Below are 25,955 nucleotides of genomic sequence, written 5' to 3'. Positions count from 1 at the left end.
ACTGCTGCTTTTAAAAATTAAAAACCAATATTTACACCCAGGGTGAACTTACGCGGTATAGGGTAGCCTCCACCGGTATAAGTACCCTTTTCGTCCACCGCTTCTGCATCCGGTACACTGGATTTCTGGAACATCTTCACGTTATCAATCACTCCATATATCTGCACTTTATTCAGTTTGGTGCGCTCCAGGAGTTTAGGACTAAAATTGTAGGCCAGATTCAGATATTTAATACGCAGGTAAGAGCCATTTTCTACGAAAGCAGAAGAAAAAGGCAGGAATTGATAATAGTAGTGCTCATTGTAAGGAATGACTTCTCCATATTTACTGTTGTCTCCTTCTTTACGCCAGCTATTAACACCATTGGGATCAATAGCCGCAATCTCTGCATAAGCAGTCGTTAAACCGATCAGGCGATCAGACATGAATTTGTTGTAAATATCACGCTTCAGGGTGAAAGTCATGTATATCTGCGCACTCCACGGACCATAAGAAAATGCGTTGGTAAAACCACCGGTACAACCTGGATTGGGGTTACCACTACGTACTTTATCATTCCAATCCCACACGTCATAATCTCCATTCTGATCTACCCAGATGAAATCACCAGCTTGTACCGTGTGATTACCATTCCAGTAAGTCAGCTTTTCACCGGTGTAAGGGTTAAAAGGAATATCCTTCGCATTGGCATATACGCCCTTACTTTGTATCATGTAAAATTCATTGATCGGTCTTCCTTTAGTCAGGATATAAGTCATACCGGTATTGTCATCGTTTACCACCAGGTCACGGTTACCATTTGGCAATGCTGCAATCTGGTTTCTGATAAAGGATAATATCAGCGTGGTATTCCATTGGAATTTGCTCTGAGGCGGCATAATACGTCCCTGGATAGTAAACTCTACCCCGGTATTACGGATATCCACCGCGTTAGTATTTACCTTATTATATCCGGCAGTAGACGGCAGCAATAAGTCAAATAATTTTTTGGAAGTACCACGGTTAAACGCATCTACCGTAACGCTTAAACGACTATTGAAGAAACTTGCATCAATACCGACGTTCGACTGTATCGCCTGTTCCCAGGTTAAGCCCTTTTGTGCCACACCATCCGAGAAGTTAGGCGTTACCGCATTTATACCGTTGTAAGTTCCTCCGGTAGAACCACCGTAAGTACCCTGGTTAATGCTATAAGTATTAAATGGCATATAGTAGCCATTAGGTAAGCTACCCGTTACCCCATAGCTTCCACGGATCTTCAGGAAGTCCATCCATTTTTTGGTGGGCGCCATGAATGGCTCTTCTGAAATATTCCAACCAGCAGAAAACGACGGGAAATATCCCCATCTGCTGTCTGCACCAAAGCGGGAAGAAGCATCCGCACGATAAGCCAATGATAACAGGTATTTCTCCTTATAATCATAGTTAATACGGGAGAAGAAAGACAACATACCAGCTGACTGATAATCGGATCCGGATACAAGGCCACCGTACACATCTCTGTATAACAGGTAATTCAGATTATATCCCTGTACCACTTTCACATTGTCATTACCCAATGATCCACTACCAATACCAGTATACTCATTTCTGACGTTGTTTATCGTATTACCTAACAGTACATTCAGGTGGTGATCCCGGTTGATAATATTTGTATTGAAGTTCAGGGTATTATCCAGGTTCACATTTTCATAACGTGATTTGCTGCTTTGTGCAAAAGATAATCCGGCAGTATTCAATTCTCCCGGGCGGAAGATATCACGCGTATTTACACTCGACTGAATTGATCCTACAGAAGAAAAACGGAGCTTCGGCGTAAAATCGTAGTTCAGTGTGAGGCTGGCGGTAATATCATCATTGAGATTCTTATCACGGCCGGAAGTTAAGTCACCGGTGAAGTTCTTCTTGTCTACATCCGACAGATTAAACAGGGAAGATGCATACTGGCCTTTATACAACGGGATGATGTTTTCACCAGGAAATACACCTCTACCGCGGGATCTGTCGCCCCGGCTTAAGCGGAACAGGGAAGATATATTCAGTTTTGGTGTTAATTTCACGCCCATCGCACCAGAAACGGTATAACGTTTAAAGCCGGTACCTTTGATAGTTCCTTCTTCGTTATAGTAGTTACCACTTACACGGTAGTTAATGGTTTCAGAAGCGCCTGCGGCAGACAGGTCATAGTTTTGGATCAGTGCATTCTGATAGAACATATCCTGCCAGTCAACTGCTCCGCTGAAAGCCGGATTCAAACTATCTGTCAGCATCAGTGGTAAGGTACCATTGGCTATCTGATCATCAGTCAGGTATTTTTTCAGGTAATCCATTTTAAACCATCTTTCTTCTGCACCACCATATACCGTTTCAAACTTTGGTTTCTGAATCAAACCAGCATAGGTAGAGAAGTTAATCTGTGGTTTACCTTGTTTACCACGTTTGGTTTTTACTATTACTACGCCATTCGCACCACGGGAGCCATAGATAGCCGCTGCAGAAGCATCTTTCAGGATGTCGATAGACTCAATGTCATTTGGGTTGATGCCTGCAATGTAGTTGGTACCGGTGTTATCGAATGCCGCCGCATCATCCATAGAGATGGGAATATCATCAATTACAAATAACGGAGAACTTAAAGTACGGGCAGCATTAGCGCTACGGTTGATAGACGTATTTCCTCTTACCACAAAAGAACCACGTACACCTGGCTCTCCGGTAAAGTTCTGTACGTTCAAGCCGGCTGCACGTCCTTGTAACAATGCATCAAAGCTGGGAGAAGGTAAGTTTTCTATGTCTTTACCTTTCACGCTGGAAACCGCTGCGGTTACCGTTTTACGCTTTACTTCCTGGTACCCGATTACCACTACATCTTTTAAACTCTTCGCATCGGGTTTCAGGCTGATACGAAAAGAAGTTTTACCTGCTATCTCTACAGTTTGTGTTTCAAATCCAATAAATGAGGCAGAGAGTTTGTTGGAATTACCTTTCAGGGTAAGGGTAAACTTTCCATCCGGAGAAGTAGCAACACCGTTGTTGGTACCCACCTCTTTTACAGATACACCGGGCAATGCGCCCCCTTTGTCGTCTGTAACGGTTCCCGAAATTTTCCGCTCCTGGGCCCATACCTGTAGGCATAGCAATCCCATGAGCGCTAATAGTAGCAACTTTTTGTGCATAGATTCTGGTTTAATAAATTACGCTGGAATAATCAGATCGGCTAACGCTAATGCTAATGATACCTGTGCTTGTTCACTGTTGAATAAATAACGATTGCTTTTTTGGAACTTGGTTAATAGAAATTTGTATTGAAAAATATCCTGGTTGAATGATTGATAAGCAAAACACTGATGTACTCTTTGATACGCTCTGATCGGATTTAGAATGAGTTTAATAATTTGTTTTTCGGTTGACCTAAACTTGCTACGATTGCAATACTACTTATTCACTGTTACGGTACTTTGTTCACTTACTTTATTGTTCTGGATGGAAATTATAATTGTTAAAGTTTTCCTAATAGGAAAATAAAAACAACTGACAGAATAATGACAATTTGCTTTATACGATTAAAAAATGAGCTAAACACGATAAATATATGATAATTAGCATTCAAGAAAAGAAAATTCCTCTATATGCGTCAATTTACATTAAAATAATATCACAAAACAACAATTTAATACCATTAAATTTTATCTCAGGTAGACAATTCCATGATATTTACTTGTCAAGCTACAGATTGTTGTTCACTTTCGCTGCCATACTCACTGTTACCTATATACGAAAACGATTGGCGGCGGAATAATTTCCCCCCTGCTTGCCTCACTCATTATTAATTCATAATGATCGTGTTGTAATATGGCCCTGATTGACAACTATTAATTATTTTTGCCGGATAAACTTTGCAGCCTGAAAAAAGTACGGAAAATATTATCTGTCGTGTTACTATGTTTGTTAGGCCTCGTCATTCTCATTGGAATACTGGTTAACATACCTGTGGTACAAAACTTCCTCGTGGGAGAAGTCACCAGCCGCCTGGCTTCACAGCTGAAAACAAAAGTACAGATAGACAGGGTCAGCTTCCGGCTGTTTAACAGCATGCAGCTGGAGGGCGCACTCATAGAGGATCAACACCGGGATACCCTGCTTTACGCCGGCAAATTACAGGTACGCATTACCGACTGGTTCTTTTTCCAGGATAAACCCGTCATCAAATTCATTGGCCTGGAAAATGCACAAGTCAACCTGCTACGGTCACGCAAAGACTCTGTCTGGAACTACCATTTCATCGAAGCAGCCTTCGGCTCCTCCACCCCGGATACCAGCCATACCCCCTCCCCCGGTATTTCCCTGGACCTGAAAAAAATTGATCTTAAAAACATTCAACTCAACCAGGTAGACGCCTGGGTAGGTGAAGATATGCGGGCATCCGCCAAACGCATCTACCTGGACGCCAAAAACCTGGACCTGCAAAAACATAATATCGATATACAGGAACTCACCCTTACTGAGCCTTACTTCGTCATCAGCAGCTATGCCTCCTCTCCACTCCGGCATAAAAGACACCATACCCCCGATAACTCCGTTTCCGATACCAGCCATCAATTACGATGGAATGGCGCTAACTGGAAACTCATGGTAAAAGAAATTAATATAAAAAACGGCATCTTCGGAGTAGATAACCCGGACGATAGCACGAAAATAGAACCCGGATATTTTGCCCCCCATCATATCCGCTTCAATGAAATTAACCTGTCGCTCACCAACACCAGCCTGGTGAAAGACAGCATCATCGGGGACCTCAACCTCACCACCAAAGAACGCAGCGGCTTCGAAGTAAAAAAACTCAGCAGCCGGTTTAAAATGTCGCCCGTGGAAATGGAGTTCTCCCAGCTGGACCTGGAAACAAACCGCAGCCACATTGGCGACTACTACGCCATGCAATACAACGACATCAACGATATGAGCGATTATATCAACGATGTATTTATGCAGGCCCACTTTAAAAATTGTAAACTTTCTTCCGACGATATCGCATTTTTTGCTCCGCCCCTTTCCTCCTGGAAAAAAGAAATCACCCTCAACGGAAAGGCCCGTGGCCCTGTCAGCAACCTGAAAGCATCCGAAATTGAACTGGAAGCCGGCAACACCACCCGCATGAAAGGAAGCTTCGAAATGCGCGGCCTGCCGGATATCTACGAAACCTTCATCGATTTCCATGCAGAAGAACTGGTCACCACCGGGAAAGATGTGATGCAAATCATGCCCATCGTAAAAGATATCGTGAATACCGTCCGGATCGATCGCCTCACTGCCATCCGCTTCCAGGGTAGTTATACCGGCTTTATCAACGACTTTGTGGCCTATGGCCAATTCCAGACCAACCTGGGCAAACTCAATTCGGATCTGAACTTCAAAACCAGCCGTGATGTGCCCGTTTACTCCGGAAGCCTCACTGCTACTAAATTTGATATCGGTAGCCTTTTTGATAACACCAACCTCTCCACCATTTCCCTGGATGCAAAAGTAGACGGAGCCGGGTTTAACTTCAAAACGCTGAAAGCCAGCGTAGACGCCAATGTGCAGGAAATTTCCCTCTTCGGATACAATTACCAGCACATCAAAACAAAAGGGGAAATGAGCCGCAAATTCTTTAATGGCTCCCTCACCGCCAATGATCCTAACCTCGATTTGGATTTTGCCGGTACCATCGACTTCAACGAAGCCCTGCCTGTATTCAATTTCAATGCAGACGTACGCAAAAGCGACCTGAAAGCATTACATATCACAGAAGATTCTGTTACCCTGCAAGCCAAAGTAGACCTGAACTTCGCAGGCAGCAACATCGACAACTTCGACGGCATTGCCCGGATGTATGAAGTATTTGTATTTAAAGATAAGCGCCGCCTGGAATTCGACTCCCTCAATGTGTCGTCTCATATGGTAGACAACCAAAAAGTACTGGAATTTGCCGGCAGCGAAATTTCCGGCTTTGTAAAAGGCCAATACAGCTTCCTCCAACTGCCGGACGCTTTCCACCTGCTGCTCTATAAATATTACCCCAGCTACTTCAGTGCGCCTATGCATATCAGCGATAACCAAAACTTCTCCTTTGCCTTTAACCTGGGAGAAGTAGACAAATTGCTGAAAGGCTTTACCCAACAGTTTTCCGGCTTTAACGACAGTAAAGTTACCGGCGCCCTCAGCACCATGAATGGCGGCAATCTGGCATTAAACATCGATATACCGGAAGCCGGCTACCTGAATTATCATGTACAGGATTTGCAGGTAAAGGGAGATGGGAACTTCAACAAAGTCAACATCAGCACCAGTATAGGCAAGGTGCTCTCGGGCAAAAATGTAATCCTCGAAAATCCATTGATATTGGCCAGTTCCGGCCATGATACCTCTTTTGTAAAGGTAGACCTGGCCGCAGAAGATACTTCTTCCCTCGATGGTTTCTATGCCCGGATCATTACCGTACCAGAAGGGCTGAAAATAAATTTCCTCAACAGCGCCTTCACGGTAAATGAGCGGCAATGGAATGTAACACCCGGCAATGAAGTTTACTGGAGCAAACACTTTCTCACGGTAAAAAACCTGCGCGTTACCCGCAACGACCAGAGCATTACCATTGAAACCAATGAGTATAATCCGGACGAATCGAAATTTATTGTTACACTCAAAAACATAAACCTGGCCGACGTCATCCCGGCACAACTTATCACCACCCGCATCGAAGGTATTACAGACGGTACCATCAACATCGCCGACCCTACCCAAAACCTGGACATCAACACCGCGCTCAGAACAAGGGAACTGCGTATCGATAATGATTCTATCGGTATTTTAAATGTGGATGGTAGCTATCATCACCAAACCGGCATTGCCACCTTTAATATCCAGTCAGATAATGAAGGGAAAGCATTCCTGGCCCAGGGCAAAGTAGGCCTGCTGGCCGCTAACCGGGATATAGATGCCAACATCAAACTCAATGGCACCTCCATCAGCCTGCTGAATAAATACCTGGCCGGATATGTATCCCAGCTAACCGGTAGTGTAGCCGGTAGCCTGAACATCAGCGGTACCACTACACTTCCCTCCGTAAAAGGAACGCTCACACTGGATACCCTCGGCGTCAAGGTAGATTACCTGGGCACCCATTACCGGATTCCTAAACTCACGGTGAATGTAGATGATAACCTGATAGAATTCGGCAACTTCGTACTAATCGATAAAAACAACACCAAAGGCAACGCCAGCGGCTATATCAGCCATGACCACTTCGACAAACTCAATTTCGATTTTGACGTAACCGGTCGTGGATTCGTATTCCTGAATACCAGCGCCGCCGACAACGACCTGTTTTATGGAGATGTGATCGCCGATGGTAAAGTATATTTTTCCGGACCGCTGAATGATATGCAAATGCATATCCTCGCCCGTCCCATCAAAGGCACCCATTTCTACCTCCCGATGTCCGACAGTAAGGATATTGGTAAATACGACTACATTACTTTCAAAACTTACGGAAAAGAAATAGTAGAAAAGAAAAAGAAGAAAGACAACACCAAACTCACTGTAAAACTGGACATCGCCGCCAACCCGGATGCACAGATAGATGTCATCCTGGATGCCACCACCGGCGATATTATTTCAGCTAATGGTACCGGTAACCTGCAAGTCACCGTGAACACGGAAGGCGACTTTTCCATGTTTGGTAACTATGAGATCAATAATGGATCTTACAACTTTACTTTCCAACGCCTGACGAGCTGGAAATTTGATATCGAGAAAAACAGTACCATCACCTGGAATGGTGATCCATCCGAGGCCAGGGTAAACATCATGGCGAAGTACTCGTTGCCTAAGGTGAGCCTGTACAACCTGGTCGGACAAGGTACCAATGCACAAAACGATAAATTGGCGACCCGCACTGAAAAAGTAGATGTGGAAATCAACCTGCGGGGCGCATTGCTGAAACCAGACATTACCTATTCCATTCAATTGCCGGAAGTAGGTAGCCTGGCGTATGAAAGTGGTGTGGCTGCTCACCTGAAAGAAATTAACAATGACCAGAATAAGGCTTTATTCCAGGTATGGGGGCTGCTGTTCTCCAACCAGTTCCTGCCGGATGATGCCTCTTCCACGGCTGCCGCCAATGTAGGTATTACCGGTAAAAACAGCGTGGGACAAGCGCTCTCCGCGCAGGCACAAGCCATTTTGAATAATATTACCGGCGCCTTACTCAAAGGCAGTGGCATCGGCGTAAACGTAAATTATCGCGCCTATAACGTGGGCGGTCCATTGGATAATTCTTCCGTAGACCGTAACCAGGTGAGTGCCGGTATTACCAGTAACCTGTTTAATAATCGCTTCCGTTTGTATGCAGGCGGGGACTACGACTGGGGTAAAACCGCTACCTCTGCCAATACCAACCGGTTTGCGGGCGACTTCCGTATAGAATACCTGCTTACGCCCGATGGCCGTTTCCGTATTAATGCGTTCAGCAAAACGGACTACGACGTATATAACCTCAACAACCGTACGAAATCTGGTGTGGGCATTTCTTATATCAGGGAATACAATCGCTTCAGTGAATTATTTGGCGGCAATCGCCGCTCCCGCACACCATTGATGGATTCGCTCCGCAAGGCAGCGGCCCTCAAACAAGAGCAGGAAGACGCCGAGAAAGTAAAGGCAGACACTACCACCACTAAATAGCAACCGCCCGAAAACAGCAAAGGAGCAAAGCCTGTCTGTGCAAGCGTTGCTCCTCTGTGTGGTTTAAATGATATTGCCGTATTTTCAGATACGGCAACCTCTTACGCGGTTCACCAATGAATCGTCTTATCCTTTCAGGATCTCGTGTCCTAATTTATCTCTTTTTGTTTTCAGGTAAATTTCGTTATGCGGATTGGGATGAATTTCGATCGGCACATTTTCCACTACTTCCAAACCATAACCGCTTAACCCGGCGCGTTTACGCGGATTGTTGGTTATCAGGCGCAGTTTGCTGATGCCCAGCTGACGAAGGATTTGTGCCCCCACGCCATAATCGCGTTCATCCATTTTAAAGCCCAGCTCCAGGTTAGCTTCCACGGTATCCATTCCTTCTTCCTGCAGCTTATAAGCTTTCAGTTTGTTCATCAGGCCAATACCTCTTCCTTCCTGGTTCATATATAATATAAGGCCTTTCCCCTCTCTTTCTACCATTTGCATCGCGGCATGCAGTTGTTCACCACAATCGCAACGCAGGGAATGAAGGATATCGCCGGTTACGCAGGAAGAGTGTACCCGCACCAGTATTGGTTCATCTTTTTTCCAGTCGCCCTTCTTCAACGCCATGTGAATTTCACCGGAATTGATTTGTTTGAAGGCAATCAGTTCAAAATTGCCGTATTTGGTGGGCATCTGCACTTTTACGCCTTCTTCTATCAGCGTTTCGGTGCTGAGGAGGTAAGCGATCAAATCTTTTATGGAGATGAGTTTCAGGTCAAACTTGTCGGCTATTTCGCGCAGTTGCGGCAAACGGGCCATGGAACCATCTTCATTCATGATTTCCACCAGTACACCGGCAGGTTCGAATCCAGCCAAACGGGCCAGATCGATGGTTGCCTCGGTGTGGCCGGAACGGCGTAATACACCACCGGTTTTTGCTTTCAGCGGAAATATATGGCCGGGTTTACCCAGGTGTTCCGGTTTGGTAGTTGGATCGATCAGTGCCTGTACGGTTTTGGCCCTGTCGTGTGCGGAAATACCAGTTGTACAGCCATGCCCCAGCAAGTCAACCGATACGGTGAATGGGGTTTGATGCAAGGCCGTATTATCCCGTACCATCAGTTCCAGTCCCAGTTCCTCGCAACGTTCTTCCACTAATGGAGCGCATATCAGCCCACGTCCGTGGGTACTCATAAAGTTGATAATCTCAGGTGTTACATTGCGCGCTGCTGTTATAAAGTCACCTTCGTTTTCACGGTCCTCGTCATCTACTACGATCACCAGTTTACCGTTTTTTATATCTTCTATTGCTGCTTCTATTTTATCTAACATATTAAATTCCCTCCGGGTCAGTAATGTTGAATTGCGCAAAGTTACGACATATACATGTGAAAAACTGAGGCAAGGGGTTCGGGTTTTGAGACAAAATACCTACTGTAATTATGTAGGTTATACTCACTAACTTTCACATATAAAAAATTAGCATCATCTTTGATTGCCGCATACATTTAAAACCCCATAAAGTTCACTCTGGTTAAAGGTTTCATTCATTATTAATAACGTCAATTTGAGAATTTATAATTTTTAACCGAAATCTTGAAAATTTCGCTTGCGAATCCGCAATCAGCTAGATGCCATGCAATTTTTTGTTGACACGTTGAGATATTCACAGTGTACTTAACAATTTGTTAATTTCAAGTTAAAATTATAAGAAGAAAATTACCCACCTTTGCGGCTGATTCAACAACATCTTTGCTTTATGGGGTTTAAAAAATTACTCTTAACAACATTAGTTCTGTTTGTTTCCATCCTCACTTTTGGCCAGGTTACAACTGGTAGCATGACCGGTTACGTAAAAGACGAAAAAGGAGAAGGATTAATTGGTGCAACAGTTAAAGCCGTACACATTCCATCTGGTACTATCTATGGTACAACCACGCAGGATGGCGGCCGTTACAACATCCCTAACATGAGGGTAGGTGGACCATACACCATCACCGTATCATTTGTCAGCTTCCAGGAACAAAAGGAAGAGAATGTAAGCCTGCCATTGGGCCAGACATTCAAAATTGACTTTAAATTGCAGTCCTCCACTACCGCACTGAAAGAGCTGGTAGTTGTAGGTAAGCAAAGCACCACCTTTAACAGTTCCCGTACCGGTGCTGCTACTTATATCTCCAGAGAGCAGTTACAGAATCTGCCATCTTTAAACAGAGGTATACAGGACTTCACCAAACTGACTCCTCAGGCAGGTAAAGGCCTCACTTTTGCCGGCAGAAACAACCTCTACAACTCCTTTACCGTAGATGGTTCCCTGTTCAGCAATGCCTTTGGTTTATCCGATTTACCAGGTGGCGCTACCAACTCTCAACCTATCAGTCTGGATGCGATTGATCAGATCCAGGTGAACCTGGCGCCGTATGATGTTAAACTGAGTGGTTTCACTGGTGCAAACATCAATGCTGTCACCAAATCTGGTACTAACGAGTTCTCCGGCTCTATTTACACCTTTATCAGAAGCACTGACCTCACTGGCGGTAAAGTAAAAGGTGCAGATGTTAGTAACGATCAATACAACCTTAAACAATATGGCTTCCGTGTAGGTGGTCCGATTATCAAAAATAAATTGTTCTTCTTCCTGAATGGTGAGTTGGAAAGACAAAGCACTCCAGGAAGCAACTTCCGCGCTAACCGCGGTACCGATGGCCCTGGCATTTCCAATGTGAAGGCATCTGATCTGGACCAGGTTAAAACTGCCCTACAGAAATTAGGCTATGATCCTGGTGCTTATGAAGGCTACGAGTTTCAACAGAATAACGAAAAGATAACCGCGCGTATCGACTGGAACATCAATTCCAAGAATAAGTTCAACTTCCGTTATTCTTACATGAACGCATTCCGGGATATCAATTCGAGTACTTCCAACTCCAACACCGGTCGTGGTCCAAGCCAAACCAGCTTACTGTTCCAGAATACCAGCTACCGTCAATACAACAAGATCAATTCTTATGTAGCGGAACTGAACAGCTCCATCTCCAACAAAATGTCTAACAACCTGTCTGTAACCTATAGCAGGTTCCGTGACTACCGTACTGCACCAGGTGGCTTGTTCCCTCTGATAGACATCGAAGATGGTAATGGTAAAAACTACATCTCTGCCGGTTCTGAACCTTTCAGCGCAGTGAATAAACTGAGCCAGGATCTGGTACAATTTGCCAATAACTTCAACCTGTATTCAGGTAAACATACCTGGACATTTGGTATCGCTGGTGAATACTTTAAATTCAGCAACGCATTTGCTCAGTTCTACCTGGGTCAGTTCCGTTATAAAGACATGACCTCTGCACTGGCTGCACTGGGTGGCGACCAAACGGTTCAACCTACATTGTACCAGCTGTCTTATTCTGCCATCAAAGGTAATCCGGCTCCGTCTGCAGACTTAAGCGCAGCTACCGCTTCTGCTTATGCACAGGATGAATTCCAGATCAAAGACAACTTCAAATTAACTTATGGAGTAAGATTTGATCTTCCTTTCTACCCTACCAAACTGGATAAAAACCCAAATATTGATGCGGTATCATTCCGTAACGGTGAACACCTGGACGTAAGCGTTCTGCCTAAAGCCAAACTGATGGTTTCACCTCGTATCGGTTTCAACTGGGATGTTAAAAATGACCAATCCTTACAGATCCGCGGTGGATCTGGTATCTTCACTGGTCGTATCCCTTATGTTTGGGCTGTTAACCAGGCTGGCCAGAATGGTTTGCTGTATGGTAACGACAAAATCACCAACTTTGCTGGTGCAAATGCCCGTCCATTCAATCCTAATCCAGGTGCATACATTCCAGCAAATCCGTCTGCTCCAAACAGCGTGCTGATTAACGTAATGTCTCCTGATTTCAAATACCCACAGATCTGGCGTACGAACCTGGCAGTTGACGTGTTATTACCAGGTAAAATCCTGGGTACCTTCGAAGGTATCTACACGAAAGATATCAACGCAGTATACCACAGAGATGCGAACCTCGTAAATCCAACCGGTAAATCTGTAGGACCAGGTGCCCGTGACACTTTCCCTACGACTACTAACCGCGTAAGCCCGAAAGCAACCAACGCTATCGTACTGGATAATACCTCCAAAGGCTGGTCTTACTCTTTGTCTGCACAGTTCTCCAAAACATTTGACTTTGGTCTGTATGCTTCTGCTGCTTATGCTTACCAGAATGCAAAAGACGTTACTTCCAGCCCAGGATCTCAGGCTGCCAGTGCGTTCAATGGTAATGCTATCGTGAACGATCCAAACAACCCGGTATTATCTTACACCGGATTCCTGGTGAAACACAGAGTAGTAGCAACCCTGTCTTACAAAATTCAGTATGCGAAAATGCTCGCTACTACGGTATCTGTTATCTACGAAGGATCTCCATTCTCTGATGCATTTAGCAATACCCGTATCAGCTACGTATATGCTGGTGACATGAACCACGATGGTTCTACCACTAACAACGACCTGATCTACGTTCCAAAAGATAAAAACGACATCATCCTGATTCCAAGCAAAGTACCGGCTGGTGCTCCTGCTGATACCCGCACCCCAGATCAAATCTGGAGCGATCTGGATCAGTTTATCTCCAAGGATAAATACCTGAACAGCCGCAGAGGACAGTTTACTGAAAGAAATGGTGGTCAATATCCATGGTGGAATCACTTTGATGTGAAATTGATCCAGGATATCGATTTCGCTAAAATTGCTCCGAAAAGCAAAAGCAAATTGCAGGCAACCCTCGATATCATCAACTTTGGTAACCTGCTGAACAGTAACTGGGGTGTAGCAAAAACTGTTGCGAACCCTGCTTTCTTAACCTACCGTGATAGCAACGGTCCAGGTGGACAAGCCCGTTACTCTTTCAACAATATCAAGAGCCCATTCATTGACTTCACTTCTGTGTTGTCCAGATGGCAGATGCAGGTTGGTGTAAGATATATCTTCAACTAATCTGTTATAAATTGACTTTAACAAGAGGGCGTCCCATCAGGGACGCCCTCTTCGTTTTATAATAAATCTACCTCCCTCCCCGTTATACCCCAAATCCTGACCCTTGATACGTATTCTTATCCTGTCACTCACTTTCCTGTTGCCACTCCAACGCCTGCACGCGCAAAATATCGTCGCCAACCCGGGCTTCTCCGATGTCAACATCTGCACAGAATACAACTTTCCCTGTGCTCCCAGTGCCTGGGAATCCGTAGCTCCCAATACCAGCAAAATTATGTACACGGAAGACAGGGGCAACCGTTACATTACCCTCACCCTCTATAGCAGCATTGATCCCAACTTCCGCTCCTATAGCGAAACACAGCTACTATGCCCCCTGCAGAAAGGGAAAGAGTACCGGTTGAAATTATATACCCTGATGGAAGAAGACCGCCCCTACCCACTTCCCGGCGTATTATTTGACTCCGGTCCCATACACCGCTGGACACCCCGCCCTTTGGCCATGCCCGCTACATTGTACTTTTCAAGAGACTCCGATAAACACCCGGAAAAAAAATGGACCGTACTGGAAAAAACATTTGTGGCTCCAGCCGATGCCCGGTACATGATTATCGGCAACTTCGATTCCATCACCAACAACTATCCCCGCAATGAAGCGTTTTACCTGAACATCGATAGCGTATCACTCATACCCTTATCCGGTGGTAGCTGCGCGAATACCAAAGAAACCGCCGCGAAACTATACGCTATGCACGACCGCCATCACTTTATTTCACCGGACAACGACCTGCAACCCGTGGAAACACCCAAACTACAAACCGTTTTTTATAATCCCGGCAGTTGTGATACCCTGGTGCTGAAGACCGACTTCTTTCTCCCTAAAAGCAAAAATATCAACCCCAACTATGCCGGCCAGCTGGAAACAGCGCTCAAGCCTACAGGGGCCGTACTACGCCGCAAAATCAAACTCACCGGATATGTATTTAAAAACCCCAGTGAAAAATACAACGAGGTGATGGCGCAAGACCGCGCACAAGCAGTAGCCAGCTTCCTGGTATACAAAAAAGGCTTCAGCTTCGACGACTTTATCATTACCGGTATTGGGAAATTACCTCCCGATGGCGACTCCACCGAACGCGTGGAGCTCGTAAATTGCCAACCAGCCGAAGAGGTAACGGTATCGGTTACACGTACGGATACCCTACTCATCCCCGACCTCCTGTTTCAGGTAAACAGCCATGAACTGGAAAATAAAATGCAACAATCCCTGGATAGCCTCATCGATAAAATTCCCTCCGGAGATCATATATCCATCAGCGTTACCGGACATACCGATAATACTGGTACGAATATCTACAACCAGGAGCTATCTATGCGCCGCGCCTTTACCGTAGCAGATTACGTACGCAATAAAAAACCAGGCAGCAATATCTCTGCAGTAAATGGAATGGGAGAATCCATGCCCGTAGCCGATAACCGCACCCCGGCAGGCCGGCGAAAAAACAGGCGGGTAGAAATTGTGATCTATTACCTGTCGGAATAATTCCGTAAACCACCATCGCCAACCGTTATGGTGGCTTACCCGGCTAACAAAAACGGAATTTTTTCCGGCTATTTTCTATCTGAAATTTTCCCGATTGCGTAAACGGGCCGGAATGCTTTTGTCTAATTTTGCTCCTCGGAAATCAATACTCCTACAGCAAACCAGGAAAGCATTTACATTATCTAAACGGCTATGCACAATTCATTCAACGCAAAATTATTGGTGCTACTCTTCTCCGGATGCAGCATCACCGCTCCGCTAGTAGCGCAACAACGCAATCACCACAACGAACATAAAAAAGACAGCATCCCGGCTACCAACACCGACCAAAAAGTTTTGGGCGAAATTGTAGTAACCGCCAGCAGGAAACCCGTTTCACTCGATAACGTTCCTTCTTCCGTAACCGTTATTACCCGCAAAACACTGGAAAACGACCTGAGAATCAATACCGATGTAACAGACATCCTGGCAAAGGAAGTACCCGGACTGGCCCCGGGCACACAAACCAACAGCAACGTGGGGCAATCACTCCGCGGACGTTCGGTACTGATCATGATTGATGGCATTCCACAATCCACACCACTCCGCAACGGAGAAGTAGATATGCGCTCCATAGACCCGGCCGTACTGGAAAGAGTAGATGTGCTCAAAGGCGCTACCGCCATCTACGGCAACGGCGCTACCGGTGGTTTGATCAACTACATTACCACTACACCAAAAGAAGATAAAATACTGTCCGGCAGAACCAGCATCAACACCACCGGCTCCCTTACCAACCTGAAAAATAGTGTAGGCGGCCGCGTTGGCCAGTTGTTGCAGGGAAAATATAAAAAGTTCGATTACATCGTGAGTGGTGTAGCCGAAGAAACCGGCGAATACAAAGACGCCAAAGGCAAGCTGGTAGGGCCTAACTATAGCCTGGGAGAAACCAACAGCTATAACGTATTTGCCAAAACCAGCTATCAGATTAACAGCCGGCAACGCTTACAGCTGATGTACAACTACTACCGCAGCCAGCAAAACTCCAACTATACCGTGGTAAACGGCGATATTGCCAAAGGTATTCCTTCTTCCGGCGTACTGGGGCAACCGGCCGGTGTACCTACGGGTTCCAGAGGAAATCATAACCTGCACCTCACCTACCAGGCCGACAGTCTCATAGGTGGTACCTCGCTGAATGCCGATGCCTACTACACTTCCCGCGACGATATCTTCTATGTATCCTTCGGCCGCTTTGAAGGCGGCGATGGACAATCACATACACTGGATAAAAAGAAAGGATTGCGCCTCCTGCTCAGTTCTCCACTGTCCAACAAATACGATTTTTCCGGAACCCTTTCCTATGGTGCTGATCTGCTGAATAATGTCACCTCACAGCCACTGGTAGATGGTCGCATATGGGTACCCAAAATGAACATGCTGAACTATGCCCCTTTTGCAGAAACCCAGTGGAATTTGTGGCAAAACCTCATCCTTAAAGCAGGCGTAAGAATAGAAAAGGTGCATGTAAGTGTGGACGACTATAACACGCTGCCCCTCACCAGCAACAATGGCACTGTACCTCCCAGCATCCGGGTAACAGGTGGCAGCCTGGATTATACAGCTACCCTGTTTAATGCCGGGATCCGCTACAACCGCCTTCCCGCTTTCATGCCCTACGTGAGCTTTTCACAGGGATTCTCGGTAGCAGATGTAGGCCTCGCATTGCGTGATGCAAAGGTAAATGACCTCAAAAAGATTAATACAGAAGCCGTATTAGTGAATAACTATGAACTGGGCTTTGTAAGCGAACATCAAAAATTCCGCTTTGAACTCAGCGGCTTCCTCAGCACCTCCAAACTCGGTGCAGACATGATATTTGATCCAAATACCGGTCTGTTTAATGTAAGCAGAACACCTGAACGTATATACGGTTTTGAGGCCGCTATCACCTACCAGCCCCTGCGTAACCTGGACATCAGCGCCAGCTATAGCTACGTGGAAGGGAAAGCGGATACTGCCAAAACCGGCGGACAATATAACGTATACCTCAATGGTAGAAGAATTGCACCACCTAAAGTAACCGGTAGCATTAACTACCGTCCACTGAAAGAACTGGAGCTCCGGCTGCAATACATGGGCATCAATGGAAGGGATCGTTTTGAGAAGAATGCCAAAGGCGTGTATAATGGTAACGAAGGCCGCGTGAAAGCCTACAACCTGTTTAACTTCAACGCCAACTATAAAGTAACGCCACGCACCATGCTGACATTAGGCATAGAAAACCTTTTCAACGAAGATTATTTCCCGGCCCGTGCACAATGGTTTATGATTCCCAATCAATACGCTAAAGGAAGAGGTGCTGCGTTTAATATAGGCGTTATCGTTAACTACTGATAAAAGAAAGGCAGTTGTAAAAACACATCCATAGCAATTTTCCAGGTGGCGGTATCGTGCCGGCCACCTGGAATCTCCAGGTAAAAAACATCTTTATCTGGCTTATATCCCTTCGCCAGCAACTCTTTCACCAGGTCCCGCGTATCATCAATGCTGTCAATTACCCCATTCTGATTCCTGTCGGCCGTTTCATCGGCAGTCCCACATTCAAAGAAAAACTGCTGCCCCGGATGCCGATGGCCCTGCCGGATCAACTGATGCATGATACGATGTTGATGATCGTCGTAACCGGCTCCCAGCGGCCTGCTCCGCCACCACAATGCACCTGAAAACACGCCTGCCAACTGGAAAAGATCGGGATAACGCCAGGTAATATCCAATGCTGATAAGCCTCCCAGGGAGAAGCCGGCAAAAGCCCGCTGCCGGAGCTGCATAGCGGGATACTGCTGTTGCAGAAAAGGCAGTAACTCCCGGAGAATAAAACGGGTATAATTTTCCGCTAAGGCCCCCTGGCCCTGGTAATCCAATATGCCGGCAGTACCATATTCCGCCCGGCGTTGCGCACCGGCGTGAATGCCTGTTATCAACACCCCGGGAGGAATTTGCCCCAGCATATTGCCCAGTTCCTGTCCGTCGTTTACCAGCAATAACACGGTGGGGGCTGCCCCGCTGAAATAAGTATCCAGCACTACTTCCCGCTGCAGGTACAAAGAATTGATATAATGTTGACACGTTTGCACGCCAACAATTTACCAATAAACCAATAATCTTCTTTAAATTTAACTAAATGCTTCCCGTGACCGAAAACTATTTGAAATGGCATTCTCCCAGCCTGGGAAAGGAATTTGAAATGCTGGTATTCGGCGACAGCGGATATCCGTTACTCCTCTTTCCCACCTCTATGGGACGCTACTATGAAAGCAAAGATTTTGGCCTGATTGAAGCCATCCGCTGGTTTATTGAAGAAGGCAGAATCAGGGTATATTGCCCCGACAGCATCGATGTGATGAGTTGGTATAACAAACAAATCACCCCGGAACAAAGAGCGTATAATCATACCTGTTATGACAAACTGCTCATGGAAGAAATTCTGCCCCGTATGGAAGCGGAAACCGGGCAACAACGGATTGTAGCCGCCGGCTGTAGTTTTGGTGGGTATCATGCTGCCAACTTCGCCTTCCGCCACCCGGAAAAAGTTTCTTATTTATTTAGCCTCAGCGGTGTTTTTGATATCAAACCCCGCGTAGATGGCTATTACGACGATAACATTTACTTCAATAATCCAACAGATTACCTGCCCGACAATCAGCATGCTGATCTATGGCGCATGGGCATTGTACTGGGCGTAGCTGACCGGGATGTTACCCGGCCGCAAAACGAACAATTATCAGGATTACTGGCAGCAAAAAAAATCGCACACTGGCTCGACATACGGCCGCAAACAACGCACGACTGGCCCGTATGGCGGGAAATGCTGCCACATTATATATCACTTATCAAGTAAGTTCTGTATGAAAAAAATAGGCATCCTCTTCGGACAGGAAAACACTTTCCCTCAGGCTTTTGTAGATCGCATTAACCGCATCAATCCGCCTGGTATCTTCGCTGAATTTGTCACTATCGATAAAGTAATGCAGGGAGGAGATAGCGGCTATGCCGTTATCCTGGACCGTATTTCACAAGATGTGCCCTTCTACCGGGCTTACTTAAAAAACGCAGCGGCCGCAGGCACGGCTGTTATCAATAATCCCTTCTGGTGGAGTGCGGATGATAAATTTTTTAATAATGCTTTGGCAGATAAAATAGGCATCCATGTGCCTAACACCGTACTGCTCCCCTCCTATAAGTTACCGGACGACACCACCGATAAATCATTCCGTAACCTGATTTATCCGTTCGACTGGAACACCATTTTCGACTACGTGAGCTTCCCCGCCTACATGAAACCATACGCCGGCGGTGGATGGAAACATGTGTACCGGGTAGAAGATAAAGAGGATTTTTTCCATAAACACAGCGAAACCGGGCAACTGGTGATGATGCTGCAGGAGGAAATTAATTATAGCCAGTATTACCGCTGCTTCTGCATTGGCGGTAAGCACGTTCGCATCATGCCTTACAATCCCAAGCACCCGCATGAACGACGCTATGACGCCAGTTATGAGCCGAGCCCTGAACTGGCCGCACAAATCACCGAACAGGTATTGGCATTGAATCAACACCTGGGTTATGATTTTAATACCGTGGAGATGGCCGTGCGCAGTGAAGTACCTTATGCTATAGACTTTTGCAATCCTGCTCCGGATGCGGACCTTCACTCTATTGGCGAAGAACATTTTGAGTGGGTGGTAGAAACCAGTGCGCGTTATGCTATTGAAAGAGCCATTGCACAGAAGCCCGGAAAAGATAATCTTACCTGGGGCAAGTTTGTGCAACGCAGTCCGGCAAAAACAACTAAACCAGCCGCCACTCCTGAAAAAAAGAAAGCGGAAGCTCCTAAACCAAAGAAATCCGCTGCAGAAAAGGCGCCCAAAACCACCGCCAAAAAAACAACCGCTAAAAAAAGCGCTGTTAAAAAACAACAAAAAGAAAAATGAGACCGTTTACTGCACTAAATTTGTTCTGGCTTTTAGCTATTAGTTGTTAGCTGTTGGTAAATGCAGCAAAGACCATCATATGCTTACCTTCGCCGCATTTACCAACAGCTAACAGCTAATAGCTAAAGGCTGCTAAAAAGTATCCGCTATGTTAAAAGCCTTTACGCTGGGAATTGAAGAAGAGTACATGGTCATTGATCCCGTTACCCGGGAACTCAGGTCTCATGAACAAAAAATAGTTGAACAGGCACATAAAGTAATCAGCGACCAGGTAAAGGCTGAATTTCACCAGGCAGTAGTGGAAGTAGGTACCCGCATTTGCGCGAATATAGACGAAGCCAGATCCGACGTAGCCCTGCTCCGTCGTACCATTGCACAAATTGCCGGCGACCTGGGATTCAATATCGGCGCTTCCGGTACCCACCCCTTCAGCAAATGGGAAAAACAACTCATCACGGATCATCCCCGCTATTTCGAAATCGTGAACGAAATGCAGGATGCCGCCCGTTCTAACCTCATCTTCGGGCTACACGTGCATGTAGGCATGGAAAACCGGGAAATGGCCATTCATATAGCCAACTCCGTTAGATATTTCCTGCCGCATATTTTTGCCCTCAGTACCAACTCTCCTTTCTGGGAAGGCCGTAACACCGGTTTTAAATCGTTCCGTACCAAAGTATTTGATAAATTTCCGCGCACAGGAATCCCCGATTACTTCGCCAGTATTGAAGAATACGATAACTATATCAAACTGCTGGTAAAAACCAACTGTATAGATAACGCCAAAAAAGTGTGGTGGGACCTCAGGGTACATCCCTTCTTTAATACCGTGGAATTCCGCATTTGTGATGTGCCGCTGACCATTGACGACACTATCATGCTGGCAGGGCTTTTCCAGGCAGTATGCGCCAAAATATACAAGCTGCGCATGCAGAATCTTAACTTTATCATCTACAACCGCGCCCTGATCAATGAAAACAAATGGCGGGCCTCCCGCTATGGTATTGATGGCTACCTGATTGATTTTGGGAAAGAAATGGAAGTCAATACCCGCTCCCTCATCTTCGAACTGCTCGACTTTATTGATGATGTAGTAGATGACTTAGGCAGCAGGGAAATCATACAAGCCACCACCCGCATCATGGAAACTGGTACGGGCGCCGATAAACAACTCCAGGTATTTGCAGACACCAACGACCTCGTAGCCGTAACAGACTTCATTCATGATCAGTTTCTGCAGGGCTGCTAATAAGCGATTTTTTGTCTTATCCAGGATTATACTGATGATACTGATTCCCATTTTTTAATCTTATAAAATAAGAATCCGTATCATCAGTATAATCCTGGGCAAGACAAATTCCACGTATTTCGTAATTTTGCGGTATGCATCCAATTAAAAAAAGCTGGAAGGTAGCTGTGCTGGATATGTACGAGGGTGTTCCTAATGAAGGGATGCGCTGTATTCGTGAAATATTAACGAAATATGCCAGCATGCATACGCTGGACCTCCAATTCGATGAGTTTGAAGTACGGCAGCAAATACAGGTACCAGATACGTCCTACGATATTTATATTTCTACCGGAGGCCCCGGCAGCCCGGTAGCCAGTGAAGGCAGTGCCTGGGAAACCGCCTATTTTTCCCTCATCGATGAATTATTGGAATGGAATCGCGTACAGCCTGTAAAAAAGCCGGCATTCTTCATCTGCCACTCTTACCAGATCATGTGCCGGTATTATAAACTGGGCAATGTATGCAAACGTAAATCACCCGCTTTTGGCGTTTTTCCTGTGCATAAAAGCGCCGCTGGTTTGCGGGAAAAAGTTTTCAGCGCACTCCCCGATCCTTTTTTTATTGTGGATAGCCGCGACTGGCAAGTGATAGAACTGGACTACGAAAATTTGCAGGCGATGGGCGGACATGTACTAGCACTGGAAAAAGAAAGGCCGCATGTACCCCTGGAAAGGGCTACTATGGCCATCCGGTTTAATGAGCATTTCATAGGCACCCAGTTCCACCCGGAAGCAGATGCCGCCGGCATGCACATGTACCTTCAACAGGAAGAAAAGAAAAAACAAGTGGTTAATCACCACGGACTGGAAAAATATAACAGCATGATCAGCCAGCTCACTGATCCGGACAAGATTATGCTTACACACGACCGCTTCATTACCGCCTTCCTGGACTATGCTATTTATGGCGGACTGTCTGACCGGCTGGCGGCTATTGAACGCCTGGTACAGGTGGCCTCCCACACAGATAATGAGCACTCGTTCTTTTAATTAAAAGACATCATGATCCCATTTATCAGAACAGCATATAACGAACAATTTACCACCGCCAAATACCGGGATTTTTTAGACGGTATCGCGGCGGATACGGGTGTGGTGCCTGCATTCCGGATTGCGGAAACCCCGGTGTTTGTGCCGGCTACCCTCGGCAATAAATTGGTACAGGCCTGCGAGGAAATTGTCAATGTTATACTTCGCCCCGACTTCAAAACCATTACCCAGGATGCCATTCCGGCGGCCATGAAATTACCGCGCGAAAATGAGCATCCTCACTTCATTGTGATCGACTTTGCAGTATGTAAAACATCCGACGGAGAACTGATACCACAATTGATTGAACTACAGGGATTCCCTACCATGCTGGCTTTCCAGGAAGTGATGGCCCGCCGCTTTAAAACACATTTCAATATCCCCACCGGCTTCAGCAATTTTTTCAACGGACTGGATGAAGCGGCCTATTATCAACTGCTTCGTGAAATGATCGTAGGGCCGTATCAACCGGAAGAAGTGATATTGCTGGAAGTAAAACCGGAAGCGCAAAAAACCCGTATTGACTTTGCCAGTACCCAAATAAATCTGGGTATTCCTACCATATGTTTAACCGCTTTAATACAGGAAGGAAAGAAATTATTTTATTTGAAAGATGGCGTTAAAATGCCCATTCAACGCATCTATAACCGCATCATTTTTGATGACCTGCAACGGCAATCCGCGGCACTGGGCGAATATGTAAACCTCTTCCAGGACCTGGATGTAGAATGGATCACGCATCCCAACTGGTTTTACCGGATCAGTAAATACATGATGCCTTTTATTCATAGTGAATATGTGCCTAAAAGCTGGTTCCTTCATGAACTACCCGTTATCCCGGCCGACCTGGAAAATTATGTATTAAAACCACTCTTTTCCTTCGCCGGGCAAGGTGTATTGATAGATGTTACCCAGACGGATATCGACAACATAAAAGATCCTGAAAACTGGATCCTTCAACATAAGGTAAAATATGCCCCTGCTATTGAAACGCCCACCGGTCCTGCCATCTGCGAGATAAGAATGATTTACATCTGGCTGGACGGCGCCGCACGGCCCGTATTGGTGCACAATCTTGCCCGTATCAGCAAAGGCAAAATGATTGGCGTGGGTTATAATAGTAAAGATACCTGGGTGGGAGGCAGTACTGCCTTTTTTGAAGAGCTGAAAGCATAAAGCAGAAAGCAAAAAGCTATGGTAGCGAATGATTAAAGCGGATATAATATTCGCAATGTTCATTCGCTACCATAGCTTTTTGCTTTCTGCTTTATGCTTTCAGCTTCTACAACTCAAACTCCTCAATTAAAGGACCATGGCTGTATTCACTCCTGCTGCCTAATCCAATCGCCAATTCCTGGTTCTCACTGTTTTTTACGATCAGGAAAGGTTGTCCGTATTTTTGTTTACCGGCAAAAATTACAGCCACCTCTGTACAGGAAAAAACATCTGACTGTTGCAGTGTAATTTCTTTGTTATCGTCGAGTACATTTTCCGTCTTGCGACTGTCTTTCTTCAAGCGTAATTGCCTGCCAACATACCGTTGCTTCAGCCACTCATAATTGGCATTAATGATGACGGGCGTATTCGCGAGGTTTTCGGCAGGCACCTGGAAAAGGAGCAGTTTACGATCTTCATCACGCAGCGTGAATATAAGCGTATTTATACCGCCATCTAGGCTTTTACGATCGTAGTCAACAATGCGGAATGTTTTGTTCTCTACCGCTTTGTAGGGCGTATAAAAATGGCCGCCTTTGAGCACACTTTTATAAGGTACTTCTACCACTGCTTTCACCTTAATGTTGTCCAGGAGACTGTCTTCTTTATTTCTAACCGCCCGTCTCGGGTTGAGCTTTAAAAAGGTGATATCCTGCCCTATCAGCGTAAGCTGTGCAATGTTGGGCGAAAGGCGCTGAAAGGCAATGCTGCTGTCGTAAGGAACTAAAGTCGGCTTCTTCTCTGTATCCCTGTATTTGATTTGTGCGGAAGCGCTGCAAGCCGCTACCATCAGAAAGCACAGGGCTAAATGTTTCAATTTCATATGATCAAAATATACGCAAATATAGAATGTATTAAATATTTTCATCTTCTATGCGGGTAAATACCGGCATAATTAAAGATAACGACGAGTTCACAAATACATTGCGTAGTAGCACTCTAACTTGGCAATAATAACATATTTTTATGTGTATATGTCAACTTAATACCTATCCTTATGTTTAGTAACCTGGCCATAGATGTGGCCCTTGGCCTTATTTTCATTTACCTGCTCTATAGTTTGCTGGCCTCTGTTGTGCAGGAATTAATCGCCCGCATCTTTAATTCCCGGGCCCGTGTATTAACCAAAGGCTTACGCCGGATGTTGGAAGAAGATGACCACAGTAAAGACCTGGGCTGGTTCGGAAAGTTTACCTTTTTCAACTGGTTTTATGAGCTGGGTTGGAGCGTTGTTTATTTTTTTGCTCCTTTTCACCGCAGCCCTTTTCTGAAACAGTTTTATGGCGCTCCGTCCATCCGGCATCTCGGGGAAAACAGCGCTGCAGCGAGGCCGGCTTATATCAGCCCGCAAATTTTTTCCCAGACTATGGTGCACCTGTTGCGTAGCAGTATCAAGGTGATCAGTAACAGGCCTGCCACCACAGAAACAGGCGCCTCATCCACTGCAACAACACCGCAGCTCACTGACGCAGCAAACATCAAATCCGCGCTTACACAAAATTATCTCCAACTGGCGCCCGATGTACAGGATCACTTGCTGCAACTCTTTGAAGATGCGCAACAGGATATCCCGGCATTCCGGGTGAACATGGAAAGCTGGTTCAATGAAACCATGACCCGCGCCAGTGGCTGGTATCGCAAGCAAACACAAACCTGGTTGCTATGCATCGGCATTGGCATTGCAGCTTTGTTTAATGTAGACTCCATTGCCATTGCGCGCATTTTAATGAAAGATAAAAACGTTCGCACGGAAATGGTACAATTGGCCAGCAGCCGGACGCCTGCCTATACAGCTATAACTGATACGCTTATACGTAAAAACATGCTGCATAAAGACAGTGCCTTTTTCCATGCCGATACTTCACTTCGTGTATTCGTAAACGATACCTCACTGATAGGCGTATATGCCATGCTCCGCAACGATGCCGGCGATGCCAGGAATGTGCTGGGCATTAGCCGGGGCTGTATCACCGACAGCAGCAGCGGACACCCGGTTATACGTTGTGGCTACACCCATCCTTTCCAACAAAACGGCGGCCTCGTTTTCGCCGGCTGGTGTATTACCGCACTCGCCATTTCTTTGGGCGCACCGTTTTGGTTTGATTTGCTGGGAAAAGTAGTAAAGTTCAGAACAGCTACACCTCCGGACGATAAAACACGTTAGCTTATACTGCTACCCGTACTAAAGAAGATG

14 protein-coding genes are annotated in these 25,955 nt (G+C 45.8%); 10 read left to right on the top strand and 4 right to left on the bottom strand.

Translation table 11 applies throughout. The annotated features are described in order from the left end of the window. Window positions 1-17: 17 nt before the first annotated feature. The gene (locus AC5ZC7_RS05940; protein WP_496160512.1) at window positions 18-3,176 is read right to left on the bottom strand and encodes a SusC/RagA family TonB-linked outer membrane protein; all 3,159 of its coding nucleotides are present in this window, start codon (window positions 3,174-3,176) and stop codon (window positions 18-20) included. A 757-nt stretch (window positions 3,177-3,933) separates the two neighbouring features. On the opposite strand from AC5ZC7_RS05940, the gene AC5ZC7_RS05935 reads away from it, so the two are divergent. After that, window positions 3,934-8,718 carry a translocation/assembly module TamB domain-containing protein gene (locus AC5ZC7_RS05935; protein WP_496160513.1) on the top strand — a complete coding sequence of 1,595 codons (4,785 nt, stop codon included), beginning with the start codon at window positions 3,934-3,936 and terminating at the stop codon, window positions 8,716-8,718. Between the two features lie 126 nt (window positions 8,719-8,844). On the opposite strand, the gene AC5ZC7_RS05930 is transcribed toward AC5ZC7_RS05935, so the two are convergent. Continuing rightward, on the bottom strand, window positions 8,845-10,047 hold the full coding sequence (locus tag AC5ZC7_RS05930; RefSeq protein WP_496160514.1) for a bifunctional 3,4-dihydroxy-2-butanone-4-phosphate synthase/GTP cyclohydrolase II: 1,203 nt from the start codon (window positions 10,045-10,047) through the stop codon (window positions 8,845-8,847). A 508-nt stretch (window positions 10,048-10,555) separates the two neighbouring features. Here AC5ZC7_RS05930 and AC5ZC7_RS05925 point away from each other — a divergent pair. From AC5ZC7_RS05925 to AC5ZC7_RS05915, 3 genes are all read left to right on the top strand, one after another. Next, window positions 10,556-13,711: an outer membrane beta-barrel protein gene (locus tag AC5ZC7_RS05925; protein ID WP_496160515.1), complete on the top strand. Its 3,156-nt coding sequence runs from the start codon at window positions 10,556-10,558 to the stop codon at window positions 13,709-13,711. A 103-nt stretch (window positions 13,712-13,814) separates the two neighbouring features. Further along, window positions 13,815-15,254 (top strand): OmpA family protein, encoded by a 1,440-nt coding sequence (locus tag AC5ZC7_RS05920; protein WP_496160516.1) that lies wholly within the window; start codon window positions 13,815-13,817, stop codon window positions 15,252-15,254. A 192-nt stretch (window positions 15,255-15,446) separates the two neighbouring features. Further along, the gene (locus AC5ZC7_RS05915) at window positions 15,447-17,630 is read left to right on the top strand and encodes a TonB-dependent receptor domain-containing protein (RefSeq protein WP_496160517.1); all 2,184 of its coding nucleotides are present in this window, start codon (window positions 15,447-15,449) and stop codon (window positions 17,628-17,630) included. On the opposite strand, the gene AC5ZC7_RS05910 is transcribed toward AC5ZC7_RS05915, so the two are convergent. Next, entirely contained in the window at window positions 17,624-18,370 is a 747-nt protein-coding gene (locus AC5ZC7_RS05910) for an alpha/beta hydrolase-fold protein (RefSeq protein WP_496160518.1), read from the bottom strand. The genes AC5ZC7_RS05915 and AC5ZC7_RS05910 overlap by 7 nt on opposite strands. A gap of 56 nt (window positions 18,371-18,426) precedes the next feature. Here AC5ZC7_RS05910 and AC5ZC7_RS05905 point away from each other — a divergent pair, with 56 nt between their 5' ends. The 5 genes from AC5ZC7_RS05905 to AC5ZC7_RS05885 all read left to right on the top strand — a co-directional run bounded on the left by AC5ZC7_RS05905 (window position 18,427) and on the right by AC5ZC7_RS05885 (window position 23,722). Beyond that, window positions 18,427-19,134, top strand: a complete 708-nt coding sequence (locus AC5ZC7_RS05905; RefSeq protein WP_511911423.1) for an esterase family protein — start codon at window positions 18,427-18,429, stop codon at window positions 19,132-19,134. Between the two features lie 7 nt (window positions 19,135-19,141). Further along, the gene (locus tag AC5ZC7_RS05900) at window positions 19,142-20,227 is read left to right on the top strand and encodes an ATP-grasp domain-containing protein (protein WP_496160520.1); all 1,086 of its coding nucleotides are present in this window, start codon (window positions 19,142-19,144) and stop codon (window positions 20,225-20,227) included. Window positions 20,228-20,375: 148 nt separating this feature from the next. Further along, on the top strand, window positions 20,376-21,476 hold the full coding sequence (locus AC5ZC7_RS05895) for a carboxylate-amine ligase (protein ID WP_496160521.1): 1,101 nt from the start codon (window positions 20,376-20,378) through the stop codon (window positions 21,474-21,476). 134 nt (window positions 21,477-21,610) lie between these two features. Further along, window positions 21,611-22,507 (top strand): glutamine amidotransferase-related protein, encoded by an 897-nt coding sequence (locus AC5ZC7_RS05890; RefSeq protein WP_496160522.1) that lies wholly within the window; start codon window positions 21,611-21,613, stop codon window positions 22,505-22,507. Between the two features lie 12 nt (window positions 22,508-22,519). Next, window positions 22,520-23,722, top strand: a complete 1,203-nt coding sequence (locus AC5ZC7_RS05885) for a hypothetical protein (RefSeq protein WP_496160523.1) — start codon at window positions 22,520-22,522, stop codon at window positions 23,720-23,722. Between the two features lie 106 nt (window positions 23,723-23,828). Here the strand turns inward: AC5ZC7_RS05885 and AC5ZC7_RS05880 are convergent, their stop codons facing one another. Beyond that, complete coding sequence (locus AC5ZC7_RS05880; RefSeq protein ID WP_496160524.1) at window positions 23,829-24,584, bottom strand: hypothetical protein; 756 nt, start codon at window positions 24,582-24,584, stop codon at window positions 23,829-23,831. Between the two features lie 174 nt (window positions 24,585-24,758). Here AC5ZC7_RS05880 and AC5ZC7_RS05875 point away from each other — a divergent pair, with 174 nt between their 5' ends. Next, the gene (locus AC5ZC7_RS05875; RefSeq protein ID WP_496160525.1) at window positions 24,759-25,925 is read left to right on the top strand and encodes a hypothetical protein; all 1,167 of its coding nucleotides are present in this window, start codon (window positions 24,759-24,761) and stop codon (window positions 25,923-25,925) included. Window positions 25,926-25,955 lie beyond the last annotated feature (30 nt).

It is taken from the genome of Chitinophaga sp. 9-1-y, assembly GCF_059511905.2.
Note: the sequence above shows the minus strand (reverse complement) of the source record. Positions and strands in the feature narration are given on the sequence as shown.

Bases quoted from the DNA above. Each gene is read 5' to 3' on its own strand.
- AC5ZC7_RS05875 (WP_496160525.1), top strand. From the start codon at position 24,759: ATGTTTAGTAACCTGGCCATAGATGTGGCCCTTGGCCTTATTTTCATT.
- AC5ZC7_RS05895 (WP_496160521.1), top strand. From the start codon at position 20,376: ATGTTAAAAGCCTTTACGCTGGGAATTGAAGAAGAGTACATGGTCATT.
- AC5ZC7_RS05880 (WP_496160524.1), bottom strand. From the start codon at position 24,584: ATGAAATTGAAACATTTAGCCCTGTGCTTTCTGATGGTAGCGGCTTGC.
- AC5ZC7_RS05930 (WP_496160514.1), bottom strand. From the start codon at position 10,047: ATGTTAGATAAAATAGAAGCAGCAATAGAAGATATAAAAAACGGTAAA.
- AC5ZC7_RS05900 (WP_496160520.1), top strand. From the start codon at position 19,142: ATGAAAAAAATAGGCATCCTCTTCGGACAGGAAAACACTTTCCCTCAG.
- AC5ZC7_RS05925 (WP_496160515.1), top strand. From the start codon at position 10,556: ATGACCGGTTACGTAAAAGACGAAAAAGGAGAAGGATTAATTGGTGCA.
- AC5ZC7_RS05940 (WP_496160512.1), bottom strand. From the start codon at position 3,176: ATGCACAAAAAGTTGCTACTATTAGCGCTCATGGGATTGCTATGCCTA.
- AC5ZC7_RS05890 (WP_496160522.1), top strand. From the start codon at position 21,611: ATGCATCCAATTAAAAAAAGCTGGAAGGTAGCTGTGCTGGATATGTAC.
- AC5ZC7_RS05885 (WP_496160523.1), top strand. From the start codon at position 22,520: ATGATCCCATTTATCAGAACAGCATATAACGAACAATTTACCACCGCC.
- AC5ZC7_RS05915 (WP_496160517.1), top strand. From the start codon at position 15,447: ATGCACAATTCATTCAACGCAAAATTATTGGTGCTACTCTTCTCCGGA.